Here is a 14,335-nt window from a genome sequence, read left to right on the forward strand (position 1 = left end):
CATCAGGCAAAAAGGAGGGTAGATTCTAAATTGAATCCCGCCAGAGAAAGATAATGGTTACCCTGATCAAAATAAGCGTTTAGAATTTCACATGCGAACCATCGCCTGCTCTGTGGAGGGGACTCAAGCAGCCATTTTTTCCATCCGGCAGAATACTGTTCAAGCAACACAGCCAATCTTTCCTCAGCCTGGATCTTTAGACTGAATAAACCGGCATGGGTGTTAGCGTAGCGGGTGGCAATGAGCGACAAATGTTGCAATGGGCGGACGCCAAGGTGTCGGATGACGTGCGTTCTGACAACCTGTGATCGGGCAAGCAAAGAAATGACGTCGTTCACCTCTGCCCGCGCCAATAAATTTTGCGCTCTCGCGGTCAACATGTTCGATGACGACACATAAGAGGACCAGACGCTTTCGCTCAGACCGAGCTGTTGAAGAAAGTTCTCCTTTCGCACTGGATTATTTTGCCAGATATTGTCCAGCCAACGTAGCAGATGATCCGCGGTCACCGGGGAGGCGGGTTGAACGGCCGGCGGCAGATTGCCGCTGTCCGCGGCCAGGTTTTTGGCGTATTTCGCGGCCCCGCGGCCGCTTAATCCCGTGACTAAAATATTTTTCAGATGCTGCGCCATCGGTTTGGGTACGGCATGCAAGATACCCGTGGCGGAAAGGGTATATTTCTTACCGAATACGTCCCCGGTAAGGGGATCTACCTGTGCGTAGACCGGCTGTCGATTAAACCTGCCACCCGCCAATTTCCTGATTGGTAAATCTTTATCAAGACCCGGCAGACGGCCGGTTTTGATTATATTGCCAGAAGCCGGAACGTCCTGCCGCGATAAAACGGCATCCAGGGAGGGTAAGACTTTTTTCCACGCCGGCAGCGTCTGTTTCATTATCTGGGCCGCCGCCGCAATTCGGCGGAAGGCGCCTATTCCTATCTTGCTCGTTAATTCCACACCGGGATCAATGCTTCTGAGTGCGGACAAGCCCAACTGAATCAAAGACTTACGATTCAACTCCTCCGCTGCGGGCAATATGCCGTGACGGGTAAATTGAAGGGTGCCTTGGCGTATAGCGACTTTTAGCATTTCACGGGCGGCAAGGGAACTCATGGTTGCCCGTAACGCCATCATCCCTCCCCATACCCCTTGTTGACCGAACCGGGCAGCCAGTCCCATGCCCTGCCCAGCAAGCGGCAACAAAACAAACATGTCTATCGCGCAGGACAGCGAGGCTTCCCTTTTTTCATCCTTAATGTCGTTGATACAATTGTAAAAGGGAATTAACGAGAGCAGAAACCGTTTCGTTTTCTCAGCGCCGGTCTCTTCATATCCCAACTCATGAAGATTATTGAGGAATTTTTTTCGGTGATTCTTAATGAGCTGTCCTACCAATTGCTCTAAAGGTTCATGGGTATTTTTCAATAATTGAGCGTTATAGATATTATCGTATACCTTTAATTTATAATCTCTATCCCCATAGAGTTTCTCTTCATCAGCCATTAATTCACGATATAAACTTTCTTGGTAATCCACCCGCAACAATCTATAATTATCGTCAATAAATTTCAATGCATAAATTCTTTTTCTCTCTTTATTGAAGGCAATAAATAAATCCACTGTGGAGGCTAACTGGACGGTATAAGCGCGCCGGGGCACTACCCGAGCAAACATCTGTTTACGGATATTATCGAATGCCGAAAATACAGCAGAGGCTGTATAAATCTTCGCCCCGCGCATAAAATCAATTTCATCTATTGCCGATTTTTCAAAAGATAATGCAACCATCAGCGTATCCACCGCGGCATATTTTGTAGCGATATCTTCATTTTGCCGATTAAAAAGCTGAGTGGCATCACCGGGTAAAGAATTTTCAGGGTAACTGTCAGCAAGGCAAAATGGGGCCGAAGTCAATTTATCAGCGGTGACAATCTGTGTTTTGTTCAATAAGCTTTCTTTTAATTGCGTGCGGGTACGATAATTCTCCCATGCCAGGATAAATTGATGGTAAGGGTTTTCTTCTTTCTTTTGCAGATCGACTGCGGAAAAAAAAGCTTCCAACGCCAGCTTATTGCCCTCATCGGTATGGAAAATTTCCCTAAAGGATATAGCCGTGCCGCGTTCAGCATGATGCTTGGCATAGAACAGCTTGGCAGGGAGTTCAAATAGTTTAATCAGCTCTGGATCGGCTACACCTTCGCGCAGCATACCCTCGAAAGAAGAGCCGATTTGCACCAATTCATCAACTGAGAATTGATGACTATTTTTGTTGGCATGATTGACAATCATCAGGCCGGCATGAACTAGTCCCCAATCGACAGTACCAATGTAAATATTATTTTAATTTACCGTGGCATGGTTCAACTCCAGATAGGGTAATCTATCCAAAATAATTTCATGATATACATAATTTCGAGCCACTTCATTGAAAAATAGGGGGTCGTTGGTCTTGGGCGAACGCTGCAGAAAGTCGGTGGCGATATTATTTACGATGGAATTAAAAAGAGCATCGACGGACAATCTCAGCGGTTGCCCGCCATGGCATTTATTCTCTGTCATTGATCGTGAGATAATCCGGCCGATAAACTCCTCGGGGCCATTTTAAAAATCTGCGCGCTCAACCAATTTCTGACGATGCGAAATTGCAGCCATTCTGCCAAGGCCTCCTTGTCATGGGATCCATATTCGCCAGTATGTTTAATGAGCTCACGAGAAATTTTCTTCAGCCCGTCAGGATAGCGAATGATATGTTCGATCACCCCTCAATCACAGCACCCATATTACTACCATCAAAAGGTTTTCCGCCGGCTTGCTTCGCAAAAAAGTTTAACGTTTTCAGTTTGCGGGTCTTCCGGATCTTTTTGGTATCTTTCATCCTTTACCACGGAACGCGCGGGCGGGATTGTTGTCAGGCTTGTTGTGAAAACGGGGACGGTGGTGTCGCTGTGCAAATGCCTATTAGCCGGCGGTTTGTCCTTCGTTATCGGCTCCTCCAATGGTGTTATCATATGGCCGCCCTGGAGCCCAGGCATGCTTGTGCCGGAGTTAAAAAGACGTTCGGCTTGTAGCGGCAGTGAATGATTTGATTCATGGATAACGCCATTCGCAGGGTGGACGACCCTGAGCGCATCCCCCGGCGTTTTGGTAAAATCAACCGGACTACGCCGCCCCCGTGACTTGATAATATGATGAGCCATATGCCTGTCACTGATTGCCAATGAAATATTCGAGACCATAAGTATTGATTGCAACATCACTTCCGCCCGTGCCCTTTTATTCGCATCGCCCGGATGTTTCGCCAGATCATTAAGCAATATTTGCTGCGCTTTTTGAGTGAGCATTTTTTCGTTTCTATTAACTTGGTAATTACCGATATTGTTTCTATAAATTTGTTGAGATATTGGCATTAAAACTCCCAGGTAATAATAAATTAACTTAAAGAAATTTCATTATAACGGGAGAGAAAAATATAATTCCAGAGATAAAGTTAAAAAATACTGACTACCGAAGATTTGTTTTGAAAAAAAGCATATAAAATTTATGAACAATATAGCAATATGTATTAAATACATTTAACACTATCTATTCATCATTATTCTTTTGAGGATTTATTAGGGCCAAAATATGAAAAAAAGCGTCCGGGCGGCATGCGCCCGGACACGTTCATTAAGAGGCCTTGAGCAAAAGTAACCGCTGTTTTACACCGCTTCTTTTTTCAGCGACGCCATATCAATCACAAACCGATATTTCACGTCGCTCTTCAGCATCCGTTCGTAAGCTTGGTTGATATATTGAATATCAATCACTTCCACATCGCAGGTAATGCCTTTTTCGGCGCAAAAATCCAGCATTTCCTGAGTCTCCGGCAGACCGCCAATCAACGATCCGGCCACCGACTTGCGGCCCATGATAAGCGGCACGGTGCTGACCGCGGGATTCAGCGCCCCCACTAATCCCACCAGCACCAAGGTCCCGTCGAGATTCAAAGTCGAGAGATAGGGATTCACATCATGCTCATAGGGCACGGTATCGATAATCAGATCAAAATGATCCGCCACATCCTTCATTTGATCCGGGTTAGTAGACAATACCACCCCATCAGCACCCAGCCGGCGGGCTTCGTCTTCCTTACCCGGTGAACGGGTGAACAAAGTCACCTCCGCTCCCATGCCCTTCGCCAGCTTAAGCGCCATATGGCCCAAGCCGCCGAGGCCGACAACCGCGACTTTACTGCCTTTTTTCACATCCCAATGACGCAACGGCGAATAGGTGGTGATACCGGCGCAAAGAAGAGGCGCTGCCGATTTGGCATCCAGATTGTCCGGTATCCGCAGAACGAAATCTTCAGACACGACGATCTTTTCCGAATAGCCGCCGTAGGTCGGCGTGCCGTCATGGCGATCCTTATCATTATAGGTTTGGGTCGCCACTTCTTTACAGTACTGCTCCAGCCCCTGTTCACAAGAGCTGCAATGCCGGCAGGAGTCCACCAGACACCCTACTCCCACCGTGTCGCCGACCTTGAATTTTTTCACGCCGGCGCCGACGCTCACCACTTTGCCGATGATCTCGTGTCCCGGCACCACCGGGAAAACACTAAAGCCCCAGTCATTGCGGGCCTGATGGAGATCGGAATGACAAACGCCGCAGTAGAGGATATCGATAACGACATCATCCTGCCGGGGATCGCGCCGGTCGATGGAATACGTTGCCAGCGCGGAACTCGCGGTTTGCGCCGCATAACCCAAAATTTTAAAGGACATGTTTTTCTCCACATTTTGCTGACATATCTCATACGCTTGCCGCTAAATGGCGGGAAACGTTATGCCGAAAGAGTTAATAATAGTCCGTTTTACCTAGGGATTCTGGATAAAATTAACGCCTACCGGCAAGTTGGCCGGCCGGCCCGGTATATTGGTATCACTGGCATCAATTTCCTTCATCGATGGGGGAAAGCTTCCGGGTAACCGGGCGATGGGATTGCGGTTTATGGAGAGGATTTGCAGTGCGCCGGGCAACTCTTCCGGCAGCGTTAAAACAAAATTATTAGTGAGCTGAAGGGTCTTTAATCCGTGAGGCAAATTTGGCAACACCACTTCGATAAGGTTATGATTTAACACTAATACTTTCAAGCCTGGCGGTAAATAGGGCGGTGTTGAAGCCAGCAAATTTCCTGATGCGTATAATTTACTTAATTTCGGAGGCAAATAGGGAGGAAAAAAGGTTAATAAATTTTTCGAGGCATATAATTTTTCTAAACGCGGCGGAAGTAAAAAAGGCAACTCCACTATTCGATTACCGGTAATATCTAGGGTTTTCAATCTTGTTGGCAACATGGGCGGCAAAGAGACAAAATGATTGCTTGCAATGTCCAAAAAGGTCATTTTAGGCGGCAGCTCGACCGGCAGGCTCAGCAGCTGGTTGTTGCGAACCTCCAGCCACGACATCCCATCCGGCAGATCCGGCAGCGCCCTCAACTGATTATTATTGGCGGATAAACGGGTGAGCGATTTCGGCAGCGGCAGCGGCAGCTGATATAAATTGTTATTGCTGACGTCCAGAAAAGACAAACAGTCCGGCAGAACCGGCATTGAAGTCAGCATATTATGGCTTAAATCAAGAAAAACCAGCCGCTGAGATAAAGACGAAGGGATTTGAGTAAGAAAATTATGACTGGCATCCAGCATAGACAGCTTGGCAGGAAGAGGGGTCGGTAGCTGGGAAAAGAAATTGGTGCTGATATCCAGGCTCAGTATATTGTCCGATAATGGCTGCGTCACACAAGACAGGCGGTTGCCGCAGAGATCAAGATTGATAACATCATCTGGTAAAATCGCGGGCAAATCGGATAGAAAAAGGTCTCTCAGGATAAGCTGAGGGTTTGGCCCGTCGAAATAGATGTTCAGCCTTTCCCATGCCAGCCACCTCTTTTCCGCCGGCAAGGATTGAGCCAGCCATGGGCCCCACGCACGGGCATATCGTTGTTGTAACGATGCCAACCTTTCTGCTGCAAACGCTCTTAAACTGGCGGCCCGAATGGGTTCGTTTACATGGGGAGGGAAAGCGCGAAGCAAATTTTGTACAGGACCGATATCCAGTTTTTGAATGATTTCCCGTTGCAGTTCAGATGATAAGGTAAACAACAAGTTATATTCATACATTCCCGCCGCCCTCATCACATTTTGCGCCGCCCCGGTCAACTCTCCCGCCGGACTGACATAATCCGACCAGACATTTTCGCTTAACCCAAAGTGAGTTAAAAATTCTTGCCTTCCCAGCGGACTGAGGCTATGTGCATTTTCCACCCAGCGCAGTATGTGATCTACCTTTACGGGAGGCGACTTTTGCAAGGGCGGTATTCCCCTTCTGCGCTGGACGGCCATCCGCGAGGCGGCACGGCCGGCGCCCCGGCCGCTTAACCCCGACTCAAGGATATTTTTCAGGCGCTGCGCTATGGGTTTGGGCACCGTATGCAACATCCCCATGGAATCACGCGTATATCTCTTGCCAAAAACATTGCCCGTGACGAGGTCGACTTGTGCATAAACCGGCTGCCGCTTATATTTTGCCCCCTGCAGTTTTTTCACCTGCACATCCTTATCTATCCCCGGCAGGCGGCCGGTTTCAATATACTTAGCGGAAATCAGGGGTTCACGTTGATGCAATAATACCGCCTCCAAATCAGGCAGCACTTTTTTCCAGGCCGGAATTATTTCGTTTAGCAGGCGGCCCGCCGCAGTCATCTGGCGAAGGGCATGGGTACCGATTATGCTCGCCAATTCCACGCCGGGATCAACGCTTCTGAGTAACGTCACTCCTAGTTGGATAAATGCTTTTTTATTCAGTTCCCCGGCTGCCGTAACCATCCCGTGGCGAGCAAATTCCCTGCCAGCCTGGCGTATAGCGGTCCTTAGCGTTTCGCGAGCCACAAGGGAGCTCATGGCGGACCGGTATGCCATTACTCCCCCCTTGAAACCTTGCTGGGCAAAACGGGAGGCCAGTCCCAAGCCCTGCCCGGCCAACGGTACCAACAGAATCATGTCCAAGGCGCAGGAAATAGGCGCATCATTTTCTTGATTAACAATGCCGCTGATGCAGTTATAAAAGGGAATCAACGATAATAGGAATCTTTGCGCCTTTTCCCCGGTCGTTTCTTCATATCCCTGCTCATGTAGCTGATGAAGGAAATTATTCCGATGTTTTTGTATAAGCCGGCCGGCCAATTGTTCAAGCGGCTCCGCCGCGCTTTTCAAAAGCTCTCGTTCATTGTTATCGTAGACTCGCAATTTATATTCTTTATTCCGACTAACCTGTATGCTGTCAGCCATCAATTCATAATATAATTTTTCCTCATAATCGACACGATTCAATTCGTACCTTTCACCCATATATTGCAATGCATAAATTCTTTTATTTCCATCTTGGGAAGCGGCAAACAAATCGACATTAAGCGATAAAGGGATGGTGTGGGCGCGCCGGGGTAAAATCCGTACCGCTATTTGATAGCGAATCTCATCAAACGCCGAAAAATCCGCTGATGCCTTATAAATTGTCGCCGTTCGCAAAAAGTCAACTTCATCCCGCGGCAGCTGTTCAAAGGCTAATGCGACCATCAACATATCCACCACTGCAAATTTTGCCGCGATGTCTTCATTCTGTTCCTTGAACAGCAGGTCGGCATCGGCGTTTTCAAGAACGAAAGGACGCACTCTGCCCTGGCAAAGGGGGCCGGCGGCCTTTTCATTCAGGGCCGTCCGGTTATTGTCCACCATGACGTCCGACGTTGATAGCATTTCTCTTAGCTGGGTACGGGTACGAAAATTTCCAAGAGCCTGGCTTAATTGGTTAAAGGGACTTTCTTCCACCTTTTGCCGTTCACTGGCGGCAAAAAAGGCCTCTAGAGCCATTTCATTCCCTTCCACGGAGCGGAAAATCTTTTCCATCGACAGTTCCCCGCTCTGCTCGGCCTGTTGCTTGATATACAAAAGCTTGGCGGGGAGTAAAAACAGACTCACAAGTTCCGCATCAATCACCCCTTCCCGCAACATATCTTCTAAAGAACGACCAAGTTGAATCAGTTCATCGATAGAAATTTGGCTGATACCTTTTTCCGTACGTCGGGCAATAATCAGACCGACATGCAAAAATCCCCAGTCCACGGTGCCTGCATGGAGATTGTGATTATCCATATCTTCATGTCTTAACGCCAAACAAGGCAACTCCATAAAAGAACTTCATGGATAAGATAGTTTTGGGCGGTTTTATCAAAAGAATATGCTTTTTCAATACGCTCCGCCGCCCCTCCTTGGACATACCAATTTTGCCTAAAATATATGAAAAAGAATGTCGTTTGACAATTTCACCGGCTGCCGATCGCTGCAACCATTATTCAAAACGGTCTGAGCGATAACCCGGCCGATAAATTCGCCGAGGCTATATTTAAATAACAGCTGACTAAGCCAGTGTCTTGTGATGCCGTATTGTTGCTCGAGGCTTAATTTTTCATTCTCATGGGCGCCATACTCTCCTGAATCTTTCACCAAAAAAGATGAAAGAGACTTTAACCCATCGGGACAGCTAATGATATAAAGGATTGTTTTGTCAATAATGCTTGCAACGTCATTTTTGATATTTTCCTTAAAATATTTTTCCAGAAATCGTCTACTCTTTTGGGTCAGCTGGAACACTGGATTTTTTTTCCGATCTTCCTGGTATTTTTTGCCCCGTTTCGTCCTGCCGGAGGTTGGAGATTCGATGTCTGATACGGATTCAGCCGACAACGCCAGGGTGGAATTCGGCTTGACCAATCGTGTTGAAGCGTAAATACCTGTGGATTTACCCGTAGCAGCGCCGCGATTGCGCCGGCCTGCACGCTGAAAAAATGATGAATGATGATCGGCGGTAATAGCGCCGACATCGCTGTAGGCTGACGGCAACAAGGAATAAGGCGTTTTAGCCAGGCCAGCCAGGTTACGGGTCTTCGCGGTCTTGAACGCTTGCGATCGGACCAAGGCCTCGCCGGTCGTCAGTGAAATATTGGAAATCATTAATATTGATTGCAGTATCAATAACGCTCTCGCCCTTTTGGCTGCGTCTCCAGGGCATTTTGACAGATCGTCCAGCATGTTTTGCTGAGCATCCTGATTGATGCTTTTTATTAATAGTGTTATGATAATTACCGACATTATTTCTAAATAACTGTTGAGATATTGGCATAGGCAACTCCGATGAATAATATATAGACTTAGACTGATAAATTTACTGGGATGCACACAATCAAGGCGAACCAAGAATGCAGATTTTACACAAAAGCAGTTGTTTTATTAAATAATACAGAGCAGCCTAAAATAAATATTCATTTACCAGCCGTAATTCGAAAGCTGATTTAAGCTCAACAGCTTATATAATCCGTAAATAAAAGCACATTTGATTATGTTTTTGGTCAGCTCGCCTCCGTTCAAAATGATTTTTGGCCGGCTATTAACAATGTGACCCCGATCCCTACATTTTCGTTAAGATAGATTATGCTGAAAATACTTTATATATAAAAAGGTACCCCACCTGCCACTTCGGGTGATTTTATTGGCGACAGGTAAATAGGTCTTGAGGAGGGTGGTTATATGCAAAATGCCAAACGCAAATCTACCGTGCCGCCGCTTTATCTAATCCGTAATGAACGCCTCACGCCGCCACCGCATCTGCTGGCGGGTGAACGGGTGCTGTTATTCGATGGCGAATGCGTCCTGTGCCGGCGATTGGTGCAAACGCTTATCCGCGCCGACTGGAGAAAAAAGATCCATCTCGCGACGGTGCAATCAAAGCCGGGAAAGGATCTGTTACGTTGGTCAGGATTGTCCGATGAAAACTTTAATACTATCGCCTACATTGCCGACGGCCAGGTTTCCATTCGCTCAGACGCTTTTTTCGAGGCGTTGATCCAGCTTGGCTGGCCGTGGCGCGCACTGCGAATCTTGCGGTTTTTGCCCCGGAAACTGCGCGACGGAATGTATAACCATGTCGCCCGCAACCGCTATCGCTGGTTCGGTAAACTGCCCGCCGGCACCCTGCCGCCGGATGACGGACAGGGACGTCGCTACCTGGACGGCGGGCGGCAATAAATTTCCCTTTCAGCGCACCTCGCCGAAGCCCACCGGCGTCCAGCGGTAGCCCTGGCTGCCGTCGGCGCGCAGATAACCGATGCCGGGGAAGGTGATATGGGCGCCGGCAATCAGGGTTTTTTGACGGACCACCTGTTTTAGCAGCGCCTGGCGGGTTTTAATCGCCAGGGCGCTATTGGAATCAAAGCCGATACCCAGTTCGGGATGGGCAAACTGCAGCGCCGAGTAGTGGACGATATCCCCCCAGAACAATATGCTCTGACCGTTTCGCTCCAGCATAAACCCGCTGTGGCCCGGCGTATGGCCTGGCAACGCCACTGCTTTCAGGCCGGGCAGCAGGTCTTTATCGTAGCTGAAACTGTGCAGTCTGCCCGCCGTCTCATAGGGCGCAAGGATATCCCTGGCGCGCTGGAAGGCGGCCTGCTGATCGCTGGGCGCACCGTCGAGATTGGCCTGGGAAAGCCAGTAATCCACTTCCGGTTTCGACGCCCATACCGCGGCATTGGGAAACGCCGGCTGTCCGTTGTCGGTCACCAGCCCGCCGATATGATCGCGGTGCATATGGGTCAGCAAAATCATATCCACCTGCTCCGGCCGGTAGCCGGCGGCTTTCAGATTGGCCATGGCCTGGCCGAACCCCGGTCCCAGCAGCTTGCCGCCGCCGCTGTCGATGAGGATCAGGTGGTCGCCGGTATTGATGAGAAAGCTGTTAACCGAGCCGTTCGCTACTTTGGGAGCGTCGCCGTCCACGGCGGCAACCTCTCGTTGCAGCGTTTCGGGGGCTGCATTTTTGAATAAGGTTAAGGGAAATGTCGAACTGCCGTCATACAGGGCGGTAACCTGGGCGCCGCCCACCATGATTTTGAAATAGCCCGGCGCTTGGTTTTTCACCAGCGGTATGGAGGCTGTGTCGGCATCGGGGGCCAGCACAACGGCAGCCATGAGGACAGCGGCGCGGGTAAGGCTTTTTATCGTCATTTCTTTTCTCCGGCGAAGTCGTGGATCGGATGACAATCAGGAAATGTCGCTTGCTTACGGACTTATTGACACAATGACCGGTCGGGATGAACCTGTATGTCAGCAGTCTAATCAATAGTTTCCTGAACCGCACCCCCTTTCTCGCCCGGATCAGACCTCCGCGGCGCTTTCTTCCGCCAGCAGTCTCGCCAAGAGATTTTGACCGGTTATCAGCCGAGCCGCGGTACCGATATCCGGCGCCAGCCAGCGATCCGCCGTATAGGGCGCGACCTGCTCGCGCAGCAGCGACCAGGCGCGGACCGTGCCGTCGCCGCACTTTTCCGGCCCGATAAATTCCAGCGCCTGCGCCGCCAGAAGGTATTCGATAGAGAGTATCTGCGCAAGATTTTGCAAAGCGCGATCCAGCTTCAGCGCCGCGCCGGTGCCCATGCTCAGATGATCCTCCTGCAAGCCGGAGGTCACGAAATTATCCACCACCGCCGGCTGCGCCAGTTGGCGGTTCTCACCCGTTAGGGCGGCCGCGACGTATTGCGTTATCATCATGCCGGAATTCACGCCGGGCTCACTGACCAGGAACGGCGGCAAACCGCTCACCAGCGGATTCACCAGCCGATCGATACGCCGTTCCGCCACGCCGCTCAATTCAGCCACCGCCACCGCCAGCAAATCGGCGGCCATCGCCACCGATTCACCGTGAGGATTGGCCTGGGAGACCACGCGAAAATGCTCCGGCGTGCCAAGCACCAGCGGGTTATCGGTGGCGGAATTCAGCTCGATGCCGATATGCCGCGCGGCATGGTCTATCTGATCCCGGCAGGCGCCGTGAATTTGCGGTATTGAGCGCAGGCTGAGCGCATCCTGGGTGCGCAGGTTGACGCTTTCAGCAATATTTTTACTGTGCCGAATCATAAGACGCAGATGCCCGCCCACCTTCTGCATGCCGGGGTGGGGCTTTAAGGCCAGGATTTCCGCATCAAAGGCATTGGCCTGCCCCCGCAGGGCCTCAAAGCTCATGGCGCCGATAACGTCGGCCCAATCCGCCAGACGCACCATATCATCCAGCGCCAGGCTGCTCAGGCCGGTCATACAAGGCGTGCCGTTCACCAGGCACAGGCCGTCCTTCGCCCCGAGCTCCGGCGGCGTCATCCCCGCCGCCGCCAGCGCTTCGGCGGCGGCGCAGCGCTGGCCGTCATAATCCACTTCACCTATGCCCATCAGCCCCAGGCCGATATGGGCCATATGGGTCAAATACCCCACCGAACCCTGGGACGGCACCAGAGGGGTAATATGGTGATTGAGCAGATCCAACAGCCCCGCCACCACGTCGCGCCCGATGCCGGACTTACCCTGGCTGTAGTTGGCGATGGCGGCGCAGATAATGGCGCGTGCCTGTTCGCTTCGCAGCGCCGGACCGACGCCGCAGGCGTGGCTCATCAAGGTATTGCGGGACAGCGCGGCCAGTTGGTCCTCCCGCAGCGCCACATTGCATAACGCGCCCAGACCGGTATTGATCCCGTAGGCGCGTTCGCCGGACGCCACTACCAGATGGACGATGGCGCGGGCGTTATCGATACGCCCCCAGGCGGTCTCCGACAACGCCAGCGCCGCGCCGCCGCGGGCCACGGCGGTGAGATCGCGCCAGCTTAGCGGCCCGTCTCCGTAAACGATTGTTTTGGTTGATGACATGAAAACTCCTGTTGCCCCACGCCCGCTAATGATGGCTGGAGATAAATTGCCGGAAGCGCTCGGATTCATGGTGGGTAAACAGCGCCTCAGGCGTGCCCTGCGCCTCGATATACCCCTGATGCATAAACACCACCCGGTTCGATACGCCGCGGGCAAAGCCCATTTCATGGGTGACCACCAGCATGGTCCTGCCCTCTTCCGCCAGAGCGCGCATCACTTTCAGCACCTCCCCCACCAGTTCGGGATCCAGGGCCGAGGTGGGCTCGTCAAACAGCATCACTTCCGGATCCATCGCCAGCGCCCGGGCAATGGCGACGCGCTGCTGCTGCCCCCCGGACAGCTGCGACGGGTAATACTCCCGCCGGTCGTACAGTCCCACTTTCGCCAGCAGACGTTCGGCCTGCTCCAGGCACTCTTTGCGGGAGTTTTTCAATACGTGCAGCGGGCCTTCCATCACATTTTGCATGGCGGTCATATGCGACCAAAGATTGAAGCTTTGGAACACCATGCCCAGCCGGGCGCGGATGCTGTCAATCTGGCGCCGGTCGGCGGGAAACTGCCGTCCCGACGGGTGGCGCTTCATCCGGATGGTTTCGCCGCCGATGGCTACCGTGCCTTCGTCGGGAATCTCCAGCAAATTGATGCAGCGCAGAAAGGTGCTTTTACCTGAACCGCTGGCGCCCAGTATGGAAATAACTTCTCCTTGCCGGGCATCCAGCGAAATGCCTTTCAGCACCTGCTGATCGCCGAAAGATTTACGGATATCAATCATCGACAGGGTAATGGGGGCGGGTTTGTTCATTCTCTCTCCCTAAGCAGGGTGTCACTGTTATCGGCCAACGCGGGGCGAGGACGTAAATGATGGGACAGCCGTTTTTCCCAGGCGGCGAACAGGCGCACCAGGATGAAATTCAGCAGCAGATAAATCACCGCGGCACAGACAAATACCTCCATCGTCCTATAGGTACGCTGGATAATCTGCTGCGCGACGCCGGTGACGTCCCAGACGGTAACCAGACTGGCCAGCGCGGTGGACTTCACCAACAAAATAGCTTCGGTGGAGTAGGCCGGCAGCGCGTAGCGCAGGGCAATGGGGCCGATAATCCGACGCACCAGCACCCAGCGCGACATGCCGTTGGCCAATCCGGCTTCAATTTGCCCGTGGGGAATGGACAGCAGGCCGCCGCGGATAATCTCGGCGGTATAGCCGGCGGTGCACAACGCCAGCGCCAGCACCGCACAGGAATAAGGGGAGCGCAATACCGGCCAGAACAGGCTTTCACGTACCAGGGAGAACTGCCCCAGCCCGTAATAAAGCAGGAACATCTGGATCAACAGCGGCGAGCCGCGAAACACCATCATATAGCCGCGGGCAAAATAGCTCAGCACCGGATAACGGCTGACGCGCAGCGTCACTATCACCAGCGACAGCAGGCCGCCGAGGATAAATGAGCAGATAAACAGCCCAAGCGTAGTGGGCAGCGCCGCCAAAAGCTTGAGCATGGTATCGCTGAGAAAGGCAATATCAATCATAATCGGGTCCCCGCGCTG

The 14,335-nt window shown here is 51.5% G+C and carries 10 protein-coding genes; 1 reads left to right on the forward strand and 9 read right to left on the reverse strand.

The genetic code is table 11. The features are described 5' to 3' along the window. Positions 1-2: 2 nt before the first annotated feature. The 5 genes from GTU79_RS25865 to GTU79_RS25885 form a co-directional block, all read right to left on the reverse strand. Positions 3-2,291: a hypothetical protein gene (locus GTU79_RS25865; protein ID WP_214513505.1), complete on the reverse strand. Its 2,289-nt coding sequence runs from the start codon at positions 2,289-2,291 to the stop codon at positions 3-5. Positions 2,292-2,791: 500 nt separating this feature from the next. Beyond that, positions 2,792-3,409, reverse strand: coding sequence for a hypothetical protein (locus tag GTU79_RS25870; protein WP_214513506.1), 618 nt, complete (start codon positions 3,407-3,409; stop codon positions 2,792-2,794). Between the two features lie 291 nt (positions 3,410-3,700). Continuing rightward, entirely contained in the window at positions 3,701-4,765 is a 1,065-nt protein-coding gene (locus GTU79_RS25875) for an NAD(P)-dependent alcohol dehydrogenase (RefSeq protein ID WP_132925169.1), read from the reverse strand. 93 nt (positions 4,766-4,858) lie between these two features. Beyond that, positions 4,859-8,212, reverse strand: a complete 3,354-nt coding sequence (locus tag GTU79_RS25880) for a leucine-rich repeat domain-containing protein (RefSeq protein ID WP_214513507.1) — start codon at positions 8,210-8,212, stop codon at positions 4,859-4,861. Positions 8,213-8,326: 114 nt separating this feature from the next. After that, complete coding sequence (locus tag GTU79_RS25885) at positions 8,327-9,127, reverse strand: hypothetical protein (RefSeq protein ID WP_214513508.1); 801 nt, start codon at positions 9,125-9,127, stop codon at positions 8,327-8,329. Between the two features lie 495 nt (positions 9,128-9,622). Between GTU79_RS25885 and GTU79_RS25890 the strand changes: the two genes are divergently transcribed. Beyond that, positions 9,623-10,120: a thiol-disulfide oxidoreductase DCC family protein gene (locus GTU79_RS25890; RefSeq protein ID WP_203520803.1), complete on the forward strand. Its 498-nt coding sequence runs from the start codon at positions 9,623-9,625 to the stop codon at positions 10,118-10,120. Positions 10,121-10,129: 9 nt separating this feature from the next. Here GTU79_RS25890 and GTU79_RS25895 read toward each other — a convergent pair whose 3' ends face one another. From GTU79_RS25895 to GTU79_RS25910, 4 genes are all read right to left on the reverse strand, one after another. Continuing rightward, positions 10,130-11,098 (reverse strand): MBL fold metallo-hydrolase, encoded by a 969-nt coding sequence (locus tag GTU79_RS25895; RefSeq protein ID WP_203520801.1) that lies wholly within the window; start codon positions 11,096-11,098, stop codon positions 10,130-10,132. 150 nt (positions 11,099-11,248) lie between these two features. After that, on the reverse strand, positions 11,249-12,784 hold the full coding sequence (locus tag GTU79_RS25900; protein WP_203520799.1) for an HAL/PAL/TAL family ammonia-lyase: 1,536 nt from the start codon (positions 12,782-12,784) through the stop codon (positions 11,249-11,251). Between the two features lie 25 nt (positions 12,785-12,809). Further along, positions 12,810-13,586, reverse strand: a complete 777-nt coding sequence (locus GTU79_RS25905; protein ID WP_203520797.1) for an ABC transporter ATP-binding protein — start codon at positions 13,584-13,586, stop codon at positions 12,810-12,812. Then, the gene (locus GTU79_RS25910; protein ID WP_132925154.1) at positions 13,583-14,317 is read right to left on the reverse strand and encodes an ABC transporter permease; all 735 of its coding nucleotides are present in this window, start codon (positions 14,315-14,317) and stop codon (positions 13,583-13,585) included. The genes GTU79_RS25905 and GTU79_RS25910 overlap by 4 nt, the downstream gene beginning before the upstream one ends. Positions 14,318-14,335: the final 18 nt, after the last annotated feature.

It is taken from the genome of Sodalis ligni (assembly GCF_016865525.2).
Lineage (GTDB): Bacteria > Pseudomonadota > Gammaproteobacteria > Enterobacterales > Enterobacteriaceae > Acerihabitans > Acerihabitans ligni.

Excerpts from the sequence above, each read along its gene's own strand:
- GTU79_RS25865 (WP_214513505.1), bottom strand. The coding sequence starts at position 2,291 with ATGATTGTCAATCATGCCAACAAAAATAGTCATCAATTCTCAGTTGAT.
- GTU79_RS25870 (WP_214513506.1), bottom strand. The coding sequence starts at position 3,409 with ATGCCAATATCTCAACAAATTTATAGAAACAATATCGGTAATTACCAA.
- GTU79_RS25875 (WP_132925169.1), bottom strand. The coding sequence starts at position 4,765 with ATGTCCTTTAAAATTTTGGGTTATGCGGCGCAAACCGCGAGTTCCGCG.
- GTU79_RS25885 (WP_214513508.1), bottom strand. The coding sequence starts at position 9,127 with ATGCTGGACGATCTGTCAAAATGCCCTGGAGACGCAGCCAAAAGGGCG.
- GTU79_RS25890 (WP_203520803.1), top strand. The coding sequence starts at position 9,623 with ATGCAAAATGCCAAACGCAAATCTACCGTGCCGCCGCTTTATCTAATC.
- GTU79_RS25895 (WP_203520801.1), bottom strand. The coding sequence starts at position 11,098 with ATGACGATAAAAAGCCTTACCCGCGCCGCTGTCCTCATGGCTGCCGTT.
- GTU79_RS25900 (WP_203520799.1), bottom strand. The coding sequence starts at position 12,784 with ATGTCATCAACCAAAACAATCGTTTACGGAGACGGGCCGCTAAGCTGG.
- GTU79_RS25905 (WP_203520797.1), bottom strand. The coding sequence starts at position 13,586 with ATGAACAAACCCGCCCCCATTACCCTGTCGATGATTGATATCCGTAAA.
- GTU79_RS25910 (WP_132925154.1), bottom strand. The coding sequence starts at position 14,317 with ATGATTGATATTGCCTTTCTCAGCGATACCATGCTCAAGCTTTTGGCG.